Genomic DNA, 16,952 nt, shown 5'->3' on the forward strand with positions numbered 1-16,952 from the left:
TTAGCACTTTGCCATCACATGTCCACTCTTAGAAAAGACTTTCGACTTCATACCTCAGCCATAACCGATGACCTGTGCTTTCCTATGCGGCGTGCATTGTTTAGCATGCATACAACGTATATACGTTGTAGATACGAACTGACTTAGAGGTATCGCACCATGGCCAAAGAAGCCGTTTTCAATTTGAAGTTGGAACCCGAGCTACGCGAAGGATTCATGGCAGCAGCTCAAGCTGCACACATGCCGGCCTCACAAGTGATGCGTGACCTCATGCGCGATTTCATCCGCCAGCAACAACAAGCCAAAGAGCATGATGAATTCTTGCAACGTAAGGTTGCTGCAGCCAGGGTATCGGTCGAGGCTGGCCGTGGTCGATCGAATGATGATGTAGAAGTAGAATTCGCCGCTCGCCGTGCTAAGGCTCAAGGGAATTAATGAAGGTTATTTGGACACCCGAAGCTCTTCAGGATCGTCTGGATATCTGGGAATACATCGCCGCTGATAACCCCGTCGCTGCCGTACACATGGATGAACTATTCAGCGCTGCTGCGTCCACCCTTGCTGACTTTCCGCAAAGAGGGCGACTGGGAACGGTTGTCGGCACCCGCGAGCTGATACCCCACGAGAACTACCGCCTTATCTATCAGACCGAGAGTGACGGTGTCTGGATTCTTGCCCTAGTGCACGTCGCCAGAATGTGGCCTCCGCTCCAAAGCTAACCCTACCCACCTTTCGACACTTCTTCGACACTTGCCCAGCCTGAAACGAAAAAGCCCCCGAAACTCTAGGAATTTCAGGGGCTTAGACGATCTATATGGCGGGAAGATAGGGATTTGAACGCTAGTAGTAAACTTTGTACACCGCTGCAGGCCGCAGAAAACCTAGACGAAAGAATTCCTTAACGGTCTAGAAAGGCCCAAGGCGGCCTCACTTTTGCCCAAATTTTGCCCAAAAAATCTATTGCTATCGTGCGTCTAAATTAAAGGCCGACTAAAGGCATATCCTGCAGGATCTGGCTCAGCACCGCGCGCAGCTTGCCCGGTTTGACTGGTTTGTTGAGCAGAGGCACACCCATGCCGTGCAGTTCACGACGGCACTGATCGCTGCGATCAGCGGTAATCATCACCGCGGGAATCGTCACCCCGAAGTGCTCACGCAAGTGCTGCACCACCTGGCTGCCGACCACCCCATGGTCGAGGTGGAAGTCGGCCAGGATCAGCTCCGGTGCCTGCTGGCCAAGCACCTGCAACGCAGTGGCCTGATCGGTGGCGGTCAGTACTTCGCAGCCCCACTGTTCCAGCAGTGCTTTCATGCTGTGCAGAATGCTCAGCTCGTTATCCAGCACCAGCAATCGCCGCCCTGGCAGCGGATCCCCCAGGCGCTGTTGTGGCGGCATCGGCGCTGCCAATGTACGCGACTGGCTGCCGCTGGCCAGTGGCACCTGAATGCTGAACACCGAGCCACGTCCTGGTTGCGAACGCACCTTGATCGGGTAACCGAGGATGCGTGCAATCCGTTCGACAATCGCCAGGCCCAAGCCCACGCCCTTGCGCTCGGCGGCGCGGCCGACATTCAGCTGATTGAACTCAAGGAAGATGCTTTGCAACTGGTCTTCGGCAATCCCCGTGCCGCTGTCCCATACCTGCAACTCGACATACCCGCCACGCTTGCGCCCGCCAAGCAGCACGCGGCCCTGCTCGGTATAACGGCAGGCGTTGCTGAGAAAATTACGCAGGATGCGCGTGAGCAGGCGCAGGTCGGTATTGAGCAGGTGCTCGCCATGGCGTACGCGCAGTTGCAACCCGGCTGCAGCTGCTACCGGCTGAAACTCCGAGGCCAACGGCGCAAGCAGTTCGTCGAGGCTGTAGACATCCAGATCGGGCTTGATCGCCGCCTGGTCCAGGCGGGCAATGTCCAGCAGATCGGTGAGCAGGTCTTCCGCGCCTTCCAGTGCCTGGTGAGTACGTTCCACCAGGTTCTGCTCACTGGCCGGCAGGCTGCGTTCGCGCAGGGTCGAGATCAGCAGACGTGCGGCGTTCAACGGCTGTAGCAAGTCATGGCTGGCGGCGGCCAGGTACTTGTCCTTGCTGCGGTTGGCCTCTTCAGCCGCATCACGCGCCTCGCGCAGGGCCTTCTCGATTCGTTTGCGCTCGACGATCTGCTGCAGCAGGTTGCGGTTGGCTTCCTGCAACTCACCGGTGCGTGCGCCGACCCGTTGTTCCAGTTCGTCATTGAGTTGTTGCAGGCGTTGCTGGGCCTGTTTGCGCTCGGTGATATCAGCGACAAAACCTTCGAACAGACCGTTCTCATCGGGTTTGAGCAGCAGGTTCATCAACACGTCGATCACGCTGCCGTCACGGCGGCGCAACTGGGTTTCATAGCCAAACAACCCGGGCTCATGAGCCAGCACGCTGCGTATATGTTCCAACTCGGCGACACCGCCAACAAACAGGTAGTTGGCCAAGCCCGTCAGCGACCAAAGCACCTGTTGCGGATCGTCGTACCCCAGCATGCGCGCCAGGGCTGGATTGGCGGCCAGCAGCCCGTCCTGCAGACTGGCCTGGAAAATCCCGTGCACAGCATGTTCGAACAACCATTTGTAGCGATTGCGCTCGGTTTCCAGCTCTTCCAAACGCGCCAGCAGTTCGGGGTAATGGCTTTTGCGTGCCGAATGACTGCCCAGGCCCAGCAGGCCGGCCAGAGCCTCGCTCTGCGACTGCGGCAAATCAGAGGGCTTCGCCATACACAACCTCGACATCACGCTGACTGGACTCACGCGGGTTGGTCAGGATGCACGGGTCTTCCATCGCATGCCGCGAGAGGAACGGAATATCGGAACTGGAAACCCCATGCAGCTTGAGGGTTTCATGAAAGCCCACCGACTTCTTGAACGTCACCAGATGCTCTACCAACCGCTGGCGGATCTGGTTGTGGTTGAGCCCGCGCACATCGATACCAAGGGTTTGCGCAACCATGCTGAAACGCTCGGGTGCCGCGCTGTAGTTGAACGCCACCACATGCTCGACCAGCGCTGCATTGCACATACCATGAGGCAGATCGAGAAAGCCGCCGAGGCTATGGCTCATGGCATGCACCGCGCCGAGAATCGCGTTGGAGAACGCCAGCCCGGCCTGCATGCTGCCGAGCATGATCTTCTCGCGCAGGGCGATGTCGTCGGGGGTGGCGATCATCTGCACCAGGTTGCCATTGATCAGGCGCATGGCCTCCAGCGCATGGGTATCGGTGAGCGGACCGCTGCCGGTGGAAACAAACGCTTCGATGGCGTGCACCAGCGCATCGATACCGGTACAAGCGCTGAGGAACGGGTCCATGCTCAGGGTGGTTTCCGGGTCGATCAGCGACACATCCGGCACCACCGCCTTGCTGACGATGGAAAACTTCATCCGTTCCTGCTGATTGGAGATGATCACGAACTGCGACACGTCGGCCGAGGTGCCGGCGGTGGTCGGGATCAGGATCAGCGGCGGGCTGGGCACGCGGATGGTGTCTACGCCTTCGAATTCAAGAATGCTGCGGCCATGGGCCACCGCAATGCCGATACCCTTGGCGCAATCCATCGGGCTGCCGCCACCGATGGCAACGATCACGTTGCAGGCGTTGGCTCGGTAGATTTCCGCGCCGAGCATCACCTCTTCCACCCGTGGGTTGGGCGACACATCGGTGTACAGGCAGTAGTCGATATTCTGCGCCTGCAGGCTGGCTTCGACATCCGCGACCCAGCCGGCGGCAACCACGCCGGGGTCGGACACCACCAGCACCTTACGCGCACCAAAGGTACTGGCGTAGTTGGCAACGTTGTGCCGGCAACCGGCACCAAAAATGATTTCCGGTGAAACGAATTTACGTAACTGGCTGAGGGTGTGGCTCATACAACGGCCTGTTCTTGTTGTTATGGAATAGGTTAAGCGAGGTATGCGCCAGCCTACTGCATTGCTCGGTTTATGCAATGCGACCTGCGCTCAGCTCAACTGCTGATAAAACCCATATTCGGCACACAACGCGGCGGCCAGATTGGCGGCCTGACGGAAACCGTGGCGTTCGTCGGCGAACAGCTGATATTCCACCGGCAACCCACGCTGGCGTAATGCTTCGACCATGGCCTCGGTCTGGCTCGGCACCACCACGGCATCCAGCGCGCCCTGGAAGAAAATCACCGGAGCCATGATCCGCTCGGCCTGCACCAGGGGTGTGCGCTCCCGGTAACGTTCGGCATCCTGTTCCGGGTCGCCAATCAGCCAGTCGAGGTAATCCGCCTCGAACTTGTGGGTCTGCCTGCGCAGCGCCAGCGGGTCACTGACGCCATAAAGACTGGCGCCACCACAAAGCTGCGGCAACTCGACCAAGGCCCGCAGCGCGCTGAAGCCCCCCGCGCTGGCACCGCGTACGAACACGCGTTGCGAATCGATACGGCCCTCGCGCGCCAGCGCATCGATAGCGGCGCGAATGTCCTCGACCTCCAACTCGCCCCACTGGCCAGCCAGACGCAGGCGATAGGCGCGGCCGTAACCGCTACTGCCACGGTAATTGAGGTCGAGCACGGCGTAGCCGCGCAGGGTCCAGAAGGCGATACGCGGGTCGAACACCGGGTAGCAGGCCGAGGTGGGGCCGCCATGCAGAAAGATCACCAGCGAAGGACGCTCTCCGCTTGATACGGGCGAGTAAAAAAAACCGTGGCTGCGCTCGCCTTCACCCACAACGCAGTTAAATGACTGGGGGCGGGACAGCTGTGCTTCACTCAAGGGCTGCTCGCCACCGGACAGTATTTGTACAGCGCCATCACTACGCCGAATCGCCAGCACCGCCGACAGACGATCCGGTGCGGCAGCGATGCAGTAAAAATGCTCGGCATCGGCGGCCAGACTGCGAAAACGCGTGAAATGCTCTGCGAAGTGCCGCTCGTAAGGTGCGCTGTGCGCACTATCAGTCTCGAAAGCGCACCCTACCAGTACGCCTGTGCCTTGCTCGAAACGCGTCAGCAGCAGTTCGCCGTTTTCCAGCGGCAGGTAGGTTCGGCCACCCAGCTGCCAGGGCGCGGGAGCATGATCGAAGGGTGCAGCGCATGCATCATGCTGTCTATCAACACACCAGGGCTGCCACCAACCCGCCTTGTCGCTCAACACCCACAACCGGCCCTGCCCATCGAAACGCGGCTGCTGCAAGGATTGATCACGGTCCTGCCCAGCCAGCACCTGGGTGCGTTCGCCCGACTTACGTTGGCACAGACGCGTGGCAACCCAGGGCTGATCGGGGCGATCCCACTCGATCCAGGCCAACCGCTGGCCATCACCATCGGCCACTGGCGCGGCGTAAAAATCAGCGCCTTCAACCAGTACCTCGCGCTTGCCCGTCAGGCCAATGCGTACCAGGCGATGTATCACCGCTCCGCCTTCATGGCTTTCCTCCACAGCCAGCAGCGCCTGCCAGGCGGGCACAAAACACAGGTCGCCATAACGGCAGTTGGGCGAGTCGGTCACCGCGCAGGGTGCGCCATACGCACCACCGCCCTCGGTGATATCGATCAGGTAAACCTGCTGATCATTTTCATTGACGAAGGCCACGCCCTGCTCCGTTGCACAGCATGCACCGCCGCCGTATTCGTAAACCCGGCTGCGTACGGAGAACCCCGGCGGCGTCAGTTCAGTCACGACACCATCACGGCAAAAGAACAACCCACAACGTGCCAGCAACGGATCAAACGCCACCCACAGCACTCCGCCGAGTGCAGCGTGCAGTTCGGCGAAGTCAGCGCTGGCCGCTGCGGCCTGTTCGGCGCTCCAGATCGCGTCGGGGTCGGTCAGGCCTTGCATATGATCCGCGAGGCCTTATCATTGCGATACTGCAGGGCCTCCAGCCCCAGCGGCGCGTCATCAGCCTGCTGGCGCGCGGCGAGAATCACGCCATGCTGCGCCGACTTGCTGCACACTGGGTCGGCGTTGCTGGCGTCGCCAGTGAGCATAAAGGCCTGGCAACGGCAGCCGCCGAAGTCCTTGTGCTTCTCGTCGCAGCTGCGGCATGGCTCGGGCATCCAGTCGTCGCCACGAAAGCGGTTGAAGCCGAATGAATCTCGCCAAATATGTTCGAGACTGTGCTCGCGCACATTGGGAAACTGCACCGGCAGCTGCCGCGCGCTGTGACAGGGCAAAGCGGTGCCGTCCGGGGTGATGTCGAGAAACAGATTGCCCCAGCCGTTCATGCAGGCCTTGGGTCGTTCCTCGTAGTAGTCCGGGGTGACGAAGATCAGCTTGCACGGATGATTCTCGGCCGCCAGCTTGTCGCGCCACTGGTTGGTGATGCGTTCGGCGCGCTCCAGTTGGGCGCGGGTCGGCAGCAGCCCTGCGCGGTTGAGTTCGGCCCAGCCATAGAACTGGCAGGTGGCGAGTTCGACGAAATCCGCCTCCAGCTCCAGGCAGAGCTCGATGATCCGCTCGATGTTGTCGATGTTGTGCCGGTGGGTGACGAAGTTCAGCACCATCGGGTAGCCATGGGCCTTGACCGCACGGGCCATGGCCAGCTTGTGAGCGAAAGCCTTCTTCGAGCCCGCCAGCAGATTGTTCACTTCCTCGTCGGCGGCCTGAAAGCTGATCTGGATATGATCGAGCCCGGCGTCGGCGAACTCGGCGATACGTACTTCGGTCAGGCCGATGCCGGAGGTGATCAGGTTGGTGTAGTAACCCAGGCCGCGCGCCGCGGCGATCAGCTCGGCCAGGTCCTGGCGTACCAGCGGCTCACCGCCGGAAAAACCCAGTTGTGCAGCACCCAGTTCACGGGCCTGGCGGAATACCTCGATCCATTCGGCGGTCGACAACTCTGCGCCCTGCTGGGCGAAATCCAGCGGGTTGGAGCAGTACGGGCATTGCAGCGGGCAGCGATAGGTCAGCTCGGCCAGCAGCCACAGCGGTGGCCCTGGTTCATGACCTGCCTTAGCGAAGCTCGATCCAGAACTGAGCATGGGCCACCTCCATGAAGGCAAGAATGTCTTCGTCGATCCCCGGCACATCCGGGAAGCGCTGGTGCAGGCTGTCGATGATCTCGGCCACCGAGCGCTTGCCATCGACCTGCTGGAGAATCTCGCTGGCACTGTCGTTGAGCTTGATCATGCCTTCCGGATAGAGCAGCACATGGCAACCCTGGGCCGGCTCGAATTGCAGGCGAAAGCCTCGGCGAATGGCAGGGATAGTGGGCAGGATGGTTGCGGTCATAGTCTCGGCTCCGTTGCGGTGCGCGCGGCGCGCCCTACATAACGTCCAACCGTAGGGTGCGCCGTGCGTACCGCTTGTCTGTGGCTCATAGCGCAATCCCCCGATGCCAGACGCGCTCGGCGGTCACCGTGTGATACGGCGCGCGCTCCAGCTGGTAGGCCATGCTCATGGCGTCGAGCATGCTCCACAGGACATCAAGCTTGAATTGCAGGATTTCCAGCATGCGTTCCTGGGCTTCACGGGTGCGGTAGTGTTCCAAGGTGATACGCAGGCCATGCTCAACATCGCGACGCGCCTGCTGCAGCCGCGTGCGGAAATAGCGGTAACCCTCGGCATCGATCCAGGGGTAATGCTGCGGCCAGCTGTCCAGACGTGACTGGTGGATTTGCGGGGCGAACAGTTCGGTCAGCGAGCTGCTGGCGGCTTCCTGCCAGGACGCGCGGCGGGCGAAATTGACGTAGGCATCCACGGCAAAGCGTACGCCGGGCAGCACCAGCTCTTGCGACAGCACCTGCTCGCGCTCAAGGCCCACGGCTTCGGCCAGGCGCAGCCAGGCTTCGATACCACCCTCCTCGCCCTGCGCACCGTCGTGATCAAGAATGCGTTGCAGCCATTCACGGCGGGTGTCGCGATCAGCGCAGTTGGCCAGGATCGCCGCATCCTTGAGCGGGATGTTCAGTTGATAGTAGAAGCGATTGGCCACCCACCCTTGAATCTGCTCACGGCTGGCGTGGCCGGCATACATCGCCTGATGAAACGGGTGGTGAATGTGGTAGTACGCGCCCTTGGCGCGCAAGGCCTGCTCAAACTCGGCAGGGCTCATGGCGGGTTGGCTCATCAGTATCTCCAATACGCGTTGCCGTAGTGTGTGCCCTGCGCACCCGCATTCTTTGAGGTGCGCACGGCCTGGGCGCGCTACAAAACGATGCTCATGCCATCGAACGCGACCTCGATACCGTGCGCGTCAAGTTCGGCGCGCTCAGGCGAATCCAGGTCGAGAATCGGGTTGGTGTTGTTGATATGAATAAGGATCTTGCGTGCAGATGGCAGGCCATCAAGCACCTCGATCATGCCACCCGGACCGCTCTGACACAGGTGGCCCATCTCGCTGCCGAGCTTGTCGCCCACTTCGCACAGGCGCATTTCGTCATCGCGCCACAGCGTGCCGTCCACCAGCAGGCAGTCGGCACGGCGCATCCAGGCCAGCAATGGTTCATCGACCTGACCCAGACCGGGGGCATAGAACAGCGTGCCGCCGGTGCGGCGATCCTCGACAAACAAACCAATGTTGTCGCCCGGATGCGGGTTGCCACGGTGCGGTGAATACGGCGGTGCACTGCTGCGCAACGGCACGGCCGTGATCGACAAGTTGGCACAGGCCGCAATGCTGAACGGCTCGCCATCGAGGGCAATCAGGTTGTGCTGCAAGCCGCCATTCCAGTGGCTGAGCATATTGAACAGGGGAAAGCCGCTGGTCAGGTCCTGATGCACCATCTCGCTGCACCAGACCTGATGCGGGCAGCCTTCGCGCAGGGTCAGCAGGCCAGTGGTGTGATCGATCTGGCTGTCAAGCAGGATGATCCCGGCAATCGCGCTGTCGCGCAGCCGACGCGCCGGGTTGAGCGCAGGAAAGGCTTCGATCTGTACGCGGATATCCGGAGAGGCGTTGCACAGGATCCAGTCTTGGCCATTGTCACTCAGGGCAATCGAAGACTGGGTACGTGGCTGCGCCCGTACGCTGCCCGCGCGCACGCCACGGCAGTTACGGCAGTTGCAGTTCCACTGGGGGAAGCCACCGCCGGCGGCGGAGCCAAGAATCTGGATATGCATGGACGCTTCCGATTGCGATGCCGATGGGTATGCCTGTTGGGATGCCCCGGCAATGCCGGGGCAAAACGGCTCAACGATTGGCGAAGTACATGGTCACTTCGAAACCAATACGCAGGTCGGTGTAGGCGGGTTTAGTCCACATGGCGCGGTCCTCTTCTTATCGACGCCGGCGAATTCCGGCCCCTTCATTAAGCCCCCCGACCGGCAGCAGCCAAATGGTACTTTGGGATGAATTTCTGCTGACATTGGTAGCGTTTACGGGCCCCGGCTGATGCCAACCGACGTAGGGTGCGCCGCGCGCACCGTAATAGCTGAAGTACTGGCCTGTGGTGCGCACGGCGCACCCGACAGGTACATGCTTGGCACGGCGCAATAAAAAACGCGGCCGAAGCCGCGTTGCGATAGTGACCTGCTGCAGCAGTTATCTGCCCAGACCACAAACAGATCTCGCCGACCGGCGAATCGCAGGAAGGAGCCCGGCGCACTGGAGCGGATACGCCGGGGTTACACGAGTTAGAAGAAGCCCAGCGGGTTGATGTCGTAGCTCACCAGCAGGTTCTTGGTCTGCTGGTAGTGGTCGAGCATCATCTTGTGGGTTTCACGGCCCACACCGGATTTCTTGTAGCCACCGAACGCGGCGTGCGCCGGGTACAGGTGGTAGCAGTTGGTCCATACGCGACCGGCCTTGATTGCCCGACCCATGCGGTAGGCGACGTTGATGTCGCGGCTCCACACGCCTGCGCCCAGGCCGAACTCGGTGTCGTTGGCAATCGCCAGCGCTTCGGCTTCGTCCTTGAAGGTGGTCACGCCGATCACCGGGCCAAAGATTTCTTCCTGGAACACGCGCATCTGGTTGGTGCCCTTGAGCAGGGTCGGCTGGATGTAGTAACCGTTGGCCAGGTTGCCTTCGAGTTTCTCCACGCCACCGCCGGTGAGCACTTGGGCGCCTTCCTGCTGGGCGATCTCCAGGTAGCTGAGGATCTTGTCGAACTGCTGCTGCGAGGCCTGGGCGCCGACCATGGTGTCGGTGTCCAGCGGATCGCCACGCTTGATCTGCTTGATCTTTTTCATGACCTCGACCATGAACGACTCATAGATCGATTCCTGCACCAGCGCACGCGACGGACAGGTGCACACTTCGCCCTGGTTGAAGAAGCCCAGCACCAGGCCTTCAGCGGCCTTCTCGATAAATGCCGGCTCGGCATTCATGATGTCGGCGAAGAAGATGTTCGGCGATTTGCCACCCAGTTCGACGGTGCTCGGGATGATGTTTTCGGCGGCACACTTGAGGATATGCGAGCCCACTGGAGTCGATCCGGTGAAGGCGATCTTGGCAATGCGTTTGCTGGTGGCCAGTGCTTCACCGGCTTCACGGCCGAAGCCCTGGACGACGTTGAGCACACCCGGCGGCAGCAGGTCGCCAATCAGCTCCATCAGCACGGTGATCGACAGCGGCGTCTGCTCGGCCGGTTTGAGCACGATGGCGTTGCCAGCGGCCAGAGCCGGTGCGAGTTTCCAGGCACCCATCAGCAGCGGGAAGTTCCACGGGATGATCTGCCCGACCACGCCCAGCGGTTCATGGAAGTGGTAGGCCACGGTGCCTTCATTGATCTCGGCGGTGCTGCCTTCCTGCGCGCGGATGCACCCGGCGTAGTAGCGGAAGTGGTCAGCGGCCAGCGGCACGTCGGCGTTGAGGGTTTCGCGCACGGCCTTACCGTTATCCCAGGTCTCGGCCACGGCCAGCAGTTCAAGGTTGGCTTCGATGCGGTCGGCGATCTTCAACAGAATGTGCGAACGCTCCTGCACCGAGGTCTTGCCCCAGGCATCGGCAGCGGCGTGCGCAGCATCCAGCGCCTTGTTGATATCGGCGGCGTCGGAACGTGGGAACTCACCGATCACCGAACCATCCACCGGGCTGGTGTTGCTGAAGTACTGGCCACTCAGCGGGGCGACAAACTCACCATTGATGTAGTTGCCGTAGCGCGGTTTGAGGGTGATGACGGCGCCTGGCGTACCGGGTTTGGCGTAAAGCATGGGATTGACCTCTCTTGTTGGCGGAGCCTGCCCCCTGGGACGTGGAGCAGGTCATGGTTCGATCTTAGGAAGCGCCCTGCTCGACCGGTATGCGCCCATGGCACAAAACCTCTCGTCATTTGGTAGTAGAGCCGTAAAGCTCGCCCCAGAGCCGCGCACCGTCCCGGTTCAGGGCAGCTGCCGGCTAAACGCGCGGCCATCGGCATCCACCCAACGCAGCAGCAGCGGTGTCTGCCCAGCGGGCAGCAGCACCCTCCAGTAAGGGTTGGCCGCCAAACCCTCGAAAGGCTCGATGCGCAGCAGATTGCCGTGCGCCCCGCTGACCTCAAAATGTGTCGGCAAATGCCGGGGCAGCAGTTGACCATCCACGCTCGGACGCCGCCCGGTTTCCATTGGATGGCGCAACAGGCTGCGCAACTCCAGACCACGCCCCTGCGGTTCCAGCCAGGCCTGCAACGGCCCTAGGTTGCTGCCTGGCTGAGCGCTACTCGGCGACAGGCAACTGCTGTTCAACACCTCCACCGCCTGCGCCGCCAGCCACACACGCCCGCGCCCATCACGGGCCAGTACGATCAGTTGCTGACTTCGCGGCAGGCGCACACGGGTCGACAGACGCAGCGGCGCGTCCCAGGCCTGCACGTGCAGCGTGGCGATACGCGGATCGTCTTCGCCGCTGCGCAGCAGGCTGAGCGATACCGGGGGCTGGGCATCCTGCAGGGTCAGGTCAATGGCGACAAACGCGCCATCCTCGACCCAGGTCGGCACGTCCAGGCTCAACCCCTGGGTTTGCACCTCATGGCCCTGCAACCACTGTTCAACGCTGTGCTGTGCCTGGACCCAGGGCTGCGCAGCTACAGGGCCGGCCAGCACCAGCAAAATCAGCAGGCGCAGGGTCATGCCAAATGCCCCCAGGCATCCATGCAGATGCTCTGATACCAGGCCTCGGCCAGCGCCGCTTCCTGGGCCCGTAACCCGGCGGGCGGCTGCAACGGGCTGAGCGTCAGGCTGCCTGGCAGCTCGATCAGGTGCTGCTCCTGTACGCCGTAATCAGCCGCAATCGACACCGCCTGACCCGGTGCCAGCGCGCTGTAACAGGTGTTGCGCCAGCTCGCGGTTGGCGGCTCCTGGCCGGCCAGATCTGCCAGCAAGGCCGCCACTGCCACCTTGGCCTGAGCATTAGCGCTGTAGGCTGACTTGGGCATGGGCGCGGCGATGCAGGCATCCCCCGCCACATAGATGTCACTGGCCTCGCGGGCTTGAAAGGTGGTCGGACGGATCGGTACCCAACCGCTGGCATCGACCAGGCCACTGCGAGCAGCGATTTCGGCAGCTTTCTGCGGTGGAATCAGGTTGATCACCGCCGCGCGATGGCGCTGGCCAAACTCGCAGAGCAGCTCGCGCCGCCCAGCATCGGCGCGCACAACACGGCCATCGCCAGCACGCCCAACCCACTCGATGCGCTCGCCATAAAGCGCCTGCCAACCCTGCTGAAACAGCGCCTGCTTGGAGAAACTGTCCTTGCTGTCGAGGATCAGCACCTTGCTGCGTGGCTTGGCCTGGCTCAGGTAATGGGCAATCAGGCTGGCCCGCTCATAGGGCCCCGGCGGGCAGCGATAGGGGTTGTCCGGCACGCTGATGATCACCAGGCCACCATCGTCCATGGCCTGCAGTTGCCGGCGCAGCAGAGCGGTTTGCGCGCCAGCCTGCCAGGCATGCGGCAGACGGCTGGCGGCATTGCGGTCGTAGCCCTCGATGGCCTGCCAGTCCATGTCGATTCCGGGCGCCAGCAACACCCGGTCATAGCGCAGGCGCTGGCCGCCCTGCAGCACCACCTGCCGGGCCTGCAGGTCAATTTCCCGCGCCCGTTCGCGCACATGCAGCACCTGTTGCCGTTGCAAGGCGCGGTAATCCTGACGCAGGCTGTCCAGCTCACGCAGCCCGGCCAGTACATGGTTGCTGAACGGGCAGGTATGAAAGTCAGATTTCGGCTCAATCAGCACCACGTCCAGCTGCTCGGCCTGACGCTTCAGGTAACGCGCCGCCGTAGCACCGGCAAAACCGCCGCCGATCACCAACACCCGCGCCCGGCCGACGCGGGCTTGCAGCGCCCCCGGCAACAGCCAGGGCAGCATGGCGGCCCCGGCGAGCAATTGACGACGTGTAAAGCCCTGCATGCTTCCCCCTGCACCGAAAAACTCTGTGCGCGCATAAAATCGCAACAGAGCCTATCTGCACGCTGAAGCACAGCCGTAAACCAGACCATGCTTCTTTGGTCGTAAGTCATTGACACCAAAGCATGAAAACAAAAATGGCCGGTCTAGACCGGCCATCCTGTACAGGCTATCCGCCAATCAACGTTTGGCGACCAGCTCCTTGGGCAGTTTGAAGGTCCAGAGCATGCCGCCCTGGTTGTAGTTCTTCACACGCTTGGCCACTTCGCCGCCCCACAGCGGCACTGCACCACCCCAGCCGGAGAGCACCGAAACATACTGCTCGCCGTCCATCTCCCAGGTTACGGGCGAACCCAGCACGCCGGAGCCAGTCTGGAATTCCCAGACCTTCTCGCCGGTCTTGGCGTTGAAGGCCTGCAGGAAACCTTCCGGGTTGCCGGTGAACACCAGGTTGCCCTTGGTGGTCATCACCCCGCCCCACAGCGGTGCGTAGTTTTTCTGCCGCCAGACTTCCTTGCCGGTTTTCGGGTCGATGGCGCGCAGTACACCGATGTAGTCCTCGTTCAACGGCTTGATGGTGAAGCCAGCACCAAGGTAGGCCGCCCCCTTCTTGTAGGCGATGTCCTCGTTCCAGATGTCCATGCCCCACTCGTTAGACGGCACGTAGAACAACCCGGTGTCCTGGCTGTAAGCCATCGGCATCCAGTTCTTCGCACCGAGGAAGGCGGGTGCAGAGAACACGCTCGTGCCCTTCTCCTTCGCGCTTGGCGAGCCGGGACGGTTGCTGTCGTCGTAGATCGGCCGGCCATTCTTGTCCAGACCCTTGGCCCAGGTGATCTTGTCGACAAAGGGGAAGCCGCGGATGAACTTGCCGTTGGTGCGGTCGAGCACGTAGAAGAAGCCGTTACGGTCAGCGGTGGCTGCAGCCTTGATAGTCTTGCCGCCGTCCTGATAGTTGAAGGACACCAGCTCGTTGACACCGTCGAAGTCCCAGCCGTCATGCGGGGTGGTCTGGAAGTGCCACTTGATGCTGCCATCGTCCGGGTTCAGCGCCAGGCGCGAAGACGAATAGAGGTTGTCGCCCGGGCGCAGGTGCGAGTTCCACGGCGCCGGGTTACCGGTGCCGAACAGCAGCAGGTTGGTTTCCGCGTCGTAGTAACCGCCCAGCCAGGGGGCGGCGCCACCGGTTTTCCACAGGTCACCCGGCCAGGTCTTGCCGGCTTCACCACCGCTGATGCCGTTTTCAATCGCCTTGCCGTCCTGGTAGACGTAGCCCATGTGACCTTCCACGGTCGGGCGACTCCACAGCAGCTCGCCGTTTTTCGGGTCGTAGGCTTCGATCTTACCGACCACGCCGAATTCGCCACCGGACACCCCGGTGATCAGCTTGCCGTTGACCACCAGCGGTGCCGCCGTGATCGAGTATCCGGCCTTGTGGTCCGCCACGTTCTTGCGCCAGACCACCTTGCCGGTATCCTTGTGCAGAGCCACCAGCTTGGCATCCAGGGTGCCGAAGATCACCAGGTCGCCATACAGCGCCACGCCACGGTTGATCACGTCGCAGCACGGGCGAATGTCATCCGGCAGGCGCGCATCGTACTGCCACAGCTCGCGCCCGGTGCGGGCATCGACGGCAAACACCCGCGAGTAGGACGCGGTGACATACATCACGCCGTCCTTGATCAGCGGCTGCGCTTGCTGGCCACGCTGCTTCTCGCCACCAAAGGACAGCGTCCAAACCGGGCGCAGGTCCTTGATGTTGTCTGTGTTGAGTGTGGCCAGCGGGCTGTAGCGTTGGCCTTGCAGCCCCAGGCCGTTGGTGACGATCTGGTCGGTGGTGGTGGCGTCCTTGAGGATTTCCTCATCGGTCACCGCCAGGGCGGCGGCGGACGGCATCAGCATCGCCGCGCACAGCGCGGTGAGGAGGAAAGGCTGGCGAAGACCGGTGTGTTTCATTGCGGCTACCTCTGTGGGTTCATTGTTATCACCGGGAATTTTTCCCGATCTGCCACAGATTCTTGGCTGCCCAGCCTCCCCCAACAATTGAACGCAGTACCGATTTAGCTACTCCCTTGGTAGCAATACCGCCCGTTTTATCGCTGCCTGACGCACCTGCCACGCAGGCAATTTTCCCGCCCGGATGTGCACCCACACCGTACCGGCACATGGCCTGGCCGACTTAAGTGCTAGCCCAGCCCCCTGAAAAGAGCATACCCAGCCCCCGGCCCAGCCGTTAGAAAGCTACTCCCCCACGCTAAGGAGCAAGCCATATGGGCCGCACCACCCCACTCAGCCACCTGTTGTTGAGCAGCCTGCTGCTGGTAGACCTGGGCAACCTTGCCCAGGCCGAGCCCATCAAGATCGGCCTCAACTACCCACGTACCGGCAATTACAAGGATGAAGGTCTCGAGCTGCGCCGTGGTGCACTGCTGGCCGTGGACGAAATCAACCAAGCAGGTGGCGTGCTCGGCAAACCGCTGGAGCTGCTCAGCAAGAACACCAGCTCGCAGGCCGACAAGGCCGTCAGCAATGTCGATTACTTCGCCAACCAGGACGCACGCATGGTGTTTGGCGGCGCCACCAGTGAAGAGGCGATAGCCGCCGGGCAACGCGCCCGCGAGCGCGGCCTGCTGTACTTCGCCACCCTGAGCTATGCCAATGAAGTGACCGGCCTGGCCGGCCATCGCTATCTGTTCCGGGAGTCCAACAGCGCCTGGATGAGTGCACGGGTGCTCGGCGAATACCTGTCCTGGCATATGCCACGCCAGCGCTACCACTACATCATTGTCGATGACGCCTGGGGCCGCAGCATGGAAAACGCCCTGCGCCTGGCCACCAACAGCACCGACCGCGCACGCCATGGCCGTACTGCGCTACCCAGTGGTCTGGTGCGCCGTGAGCAGTACCTGGCGGCGCTCAATAAAGCGGCCCGCAGCGAGGCGGATATCCTCGTGCTGGTGCTGCTCGGCGAGAACCTGCAGCGCAGCATGCGCATGGTGCACAACATGGGCCTCAAGCAACGTACGCAGATCATCGTGCCCAACCTGACCAAGAGCGTGGTGCAGCAGGCCGGGCCGCTGGTGATGGAGGGCGTGATCGGCACCGAAGCCTGGACCTGGAACCTGCCCAGCCAGGACAACATCGCCCAGGGCCAGCAATTCGTTGAGCGCTATATCAGCGATTATCAGGAGTACCCCGGCAGCACCAGCGCCTCCGCCTACTCCATCGTCAAGCAATGGGCCGATGCCGTGCAGCGCACGCAAAGCCTGGACAGCGAACGGCTGATCAGCACCCTGGAAGACCACAGTTACCAGTTGCTCAAGGGGCAGCAGCAGTGGCGCGCCTTCGACCATCAGAATGTGCAGAGCATCTATGCGGTACGGGTACGCAAGCGTGACGACGTGATGCTCGACCCGTTCAAGCAGCACTACTTCGACATCATCCACCATATGGACGGCGACCAGGCCGCGCCGAGCCAGGATGAGTGGCAGCAGGAGCGCGGCGAGGAATTGCAGCTGCGCTAAGCCAATCATGTGTTGCCAGGGACAACCCGTAGGGTGCGCTGCGCGCACCGGGATTCAACGTCTGCGCGGACATACCCCCAATTAGACGAGTAATGACTTGTGCGCACGGCGCACCCTACGAAGCAAGAGCACCTCACGTCTGTGTCGATAAATACAGACGTACCACACTCGTG

At 61.8% G+C, this 16,952-nt stretch carries 15 protein-coding genes; 3 read left to right on the forward strand and 12 right to left on the reverse strand.

Annotation, left to right across the window (positions count from 1 at the left end; genetic code table 11):
* The first annotated feature begins 159 nt into the window (after positions 1–159).
* A complete protein-coding gene (locus tag HCI85_RS12050) occupies positions 160–435 on the forward strand; it encodes an antitoxin of toxin-antitoxin stability system (RefSeq protein ID WP_167144889.1) in 276 nt (91 codons plus the stop codon).
* Entirely contained in the window at positions 435–719 is a 285-nt protein-coding gene (locus HCI85_RS12055) for a type II toxin-antitoxin system RelE/ParE family toxin (RefSeq protein ID WP_090252654.1), read from the forward strand. The genes HCI85_RS12050 and HCI85_RS12055 overlap by 1 nt, the downstream gene beginning before the upstream one ends.
* Positions 720–979: 260 nt before the next feature.
* On the opposite strand, the gene HCI85_RS12060 is transcribed toward HCI85_RS12055, so the two are convergent.
* The 12 genes from HCI85_RS12060 to HCI85_RS12115 form a co-directional block, all read right to left on the reverse strand.
* On the reverse strand, positions 980–2,743 hold the full coding sequence (locus HCI85_RS12060; protein WP_167144890.1) for a NahK/ErcS family hybrid sensor histidine kinase/response regulator: 1,764 nt from the start codon (positions 2,741–2,743) through the stop codon (positions 980–982).
* Positions 2,727–3,890 (reverse strand): alcohol dehydrogenase-like regulatory protein ErcA, encoded by a 1,164-nt coding sequence (gene ercA / locus HCI85_RS12065; RefSeq protein ID WP_167144891.1) that lies wholly within the window; start codon positions 3,888–3,890, stop codon positions 2,727–2,729. The genes HCI85_RS12060 and ercA overlap by 17 nt, the downstream gene beginning before the upstream one ends.
* Before the next feature lie 90 nt (positions 3,891–3,980).
* Positions 3,981–5,828, reverse strand: a complete 1,848-nt coding sequence (locus HCI85_RS12070) for an alpha/beta hydrolase family protein (protein WP_167144892.1) — start codon at positions 5,826–5,828, stop codon at positions 3,981–3,983.
* On the reverse strand, positions 5,816–6,970 hold the full coding sequence (gene pqqE / locus HCI85_RS12075; RefSeq protein WP_167144893.1) for a pyrroloquinoline quinone biosynthesis protein PqqE: 1,155 nt from the start codon (positions 6,968–6,970) through the stop codon (positions 5,816–5,818). Before pqqE ends, HCI85_RS12070 begins: the two co-directional genes overlap by 13 nt.
* Entirely contained in the window at positions 6,942–7,220 is a 279-nt protein-coding gene (gene pqqD, locus HCI85_RS12080; RefSeq protein ID WP_167144894.1) for a pyrroloquinoline quinone biosynthesis peptide chaperone PqqD, read from the reverse strand. The genes pqqE and pqqD overlap by 29 nt, the downstream gene beginning before the upstream one ends.
* An 85-nt stretch (positions 7,221–7,305) precedes the next feature.
* A complete protein-coding gene (gene pqqC, locus HCI85_RS12085) occupies positions 7,306–8,058 on the reverse strand; it encodes a pyrroloquinoline-quinone synthase PqqC (protein WP_167144895.1) in 753 nt (250 codons plus the stop codon).
* Positions 8,059–8,135: 77 nt separating this feature from the next.
* Positions 8,136–9,050: a pyrroloquinoline quinone biosynthesis protein PqqB gene (pqqB, locus tag HCI85_RS12090; RefSeq protein ID WP_167144896.1), complete on the reverse strand. Its 915-nt coding sequence runs from the start codon at positions 9,048–9,050 to the stop codon at positions 8,136–8,138.
* 70 nt (positions 9,051–9,120) lie between these two features.
* The gene (pqqA, locus tag HCI85_RS12095) at positions 9,121–9,192 is read right to left on the reverse strand and encodes a pyrroloquinoline quinone precursor peptide PqqA (RefSeq protein ID WP_003243383.1); all 72 of its coding nucleotides are present in this window, start codon (positions 9,190–9,192) and stop codon (positions 9,121–9,123) included.
* A gap of 371 nt (positions 9,193–9,563) precedes the next feature.
* Positions 9,564–11,084, reverse strand: coding sequence for an acetaldehyde dehydrogenase ExaC (gene exaC, locus HCI85_RS12100; RefSeq protein ID WP_090252831.1), 1,521 nt, complete (start codon positions 11,082–11,084; stop codon positions 9,564–9,566).
* A gap of 168 nt (positions 11,085–11,252) precedes the next feature.
* Positions 11,253–11,981, reverse strand: coding sequence for a thiosulfate oxidation carrier protein SoxY (locus tag HCI85_RS12105; RefSeq protein ID WP_167144897.1), 729 nt, complete (start codon positions 11,979–11,981; stop codon positions 11,253–11,255).
* On the reverse strand, positions 11,978–13,258 hold the full coding sequence (locus tag HCI85_RS12110) for an NAD(P)/FAD-dependent oxidoreductase (RefSeq protein WP_167144898.1): 1,281 nt from the start codon (positions 13,256–13,258) through the stop codon (positions 11,978–11,980). Before HCI85_RS12110 ends, HCI85_RS12105 begins: the two co-directional genes overlap by 4 nt.
* A gap of 177 nt (positions 13,259–13,435) precedes the next feature.
* Entirely contained in the window at positions 13,436–15,211 is a 1,776-nt protein-coding gene (locus HCI85_RS12115; RefSeq protein WP_167144899.1) for a methanol/ethanol family PQQ-dependent dehydrogenase, read from the reverse strand.
* 314 nt (positions 15,212–15,525) lie between these two features.
* Here HCI85_RS12115 and HCI85_RS12120 point away from each other — a divergent pair, with 314 nt between their 5' ends.
* Positions 15,526–16,779, forward strand: a complete 1,254-nt coding sequence (locus tag HCI85_RS12120) for an ABC transporter substrate-binding protein (protein WP_167144900.1) — start codon at positions 15,526–15,528, stop codon at positions 16,777–16,779.
* The last annotated feature ends 173 nt before the right edge of the window (positions 16,780–16,952 follow it).

The organism is Pseudomonas sp. OTU750018 (assembly GCF_011636575.1).
In the GTDB taxonomy this organism is placed as follows: Bacteria; Pseudomonadota; Gammaproteobacteria; order Pseudomonadales; family Pseudomonadaceae; genus Aquipseudomonas; species Aquipseudomonas peli.

What these genes read in the sequence shown, in the direction of transcription:
- HCI85_RS12050 (WP_167144889.1), top strand. Translation starts at nt 160, where the DNA reads ATGGCCAAAGAAGCCGTTTTCAATTTGAAGTTGGAACCCGAGCTACGC.
- HCI85_RS12055 (WP_090252654.1), top strand. Translation starts at nt 435, where the DNA reads ATGAAGGTTATTTGGACACCCGAAGCTCTTCAGGATCGTCTGGATATC.
- HCI85_RS12060 (WP_167144890.1), bottom strand. Translation starts at nt 2,743, where the DNA reads ATGGCGAAGCCCTCTGATTTGCCGCAGTCGCAGAGCGAGGCTCTGGCC.
- ercA (WP_167144891.1), bottom strand. Translation starts at nt 3,890, where the DNA reads ATGAGCCACACCCTCAGCCAGTTACGTAAATTCGTTTCACCGGAAATC.
- HCI85_RS12070 (WP_167144892.1), bottom strand. Translation starts at nt 5,828, where the DNA reads ATGCAAGGCCTGACCGACCCCGACGCGATCTGGAGCGCCGAACAGGCC.
- pqqE (WP_167144893.1), bottom strand. Translation starts at nt 6,970, where the DNA reads ATGCTCAGTTCTGGATCGAGCTTCGCTAAGGCAGGTCATGAACCAGGG.
- pqqD (WP_167144894.1), bottom strand. Translation starts at nt 7,220, where the DNA reads ATGACCGCAACCATCCTGCCCACTATCCCTGCCATTCGCCGAGGCTTT.
- pqqC (WP_167144895.1), bottom strand. Translation starts at nt 8,058, where the DNA reads ATGAGCCAACCCGCCATGAGCCCTGCCGAGTTTGAGCAGGCCTTGCGC.
- pqqB (WP_167144896.1), bottom strand. Translation starts at nt 9,050, where the DNA reads ATGCATATCCAGATTCTTGGCTCCGCCGCCGGCGGTGGCTTCCCCCAG.
- exaC (WP_090252831.1), bottom strand. Translation starts at nt 11,084, where the DNA reads ATGCTTTACGCCAAACCCGGTACGCCAGGCGCCGTCATCACCCTCAAA.
- HCI85_RS12105 (WP_167144897.1), bottom strand. Translation starts at nt 11,981, where the DNA reads ATGACCCTGCGCCTGCTGATTTTGCTGGTGCTGGCCGGCCCTGTAGCT.
- HCI85_RS12110 (WP_167144898.1), bottom strand. Translation starts at nt 13,258, where the DNA reads ATGCAGGGCTTTACACGTCGTCAATTGCTCGCCGGGGCCGCCATGCTG.
- HCI85_RS12115 (WP_167144899.1), bottom strand. Translation starts at nt 15,211, where the DNA reads ATGAAACACACCGGTCTTCGCCAGCCTTTCCTCCTCACCGCGCTGTGC.
- HCI85_RS12120 (WP_167144900.1), top strand. Translation starts at nt 15,526, where the DNA reads ATGGGCCGCACCACCCCACTCAGCCACCTGTTGTTGAGCAGCCTGCTG.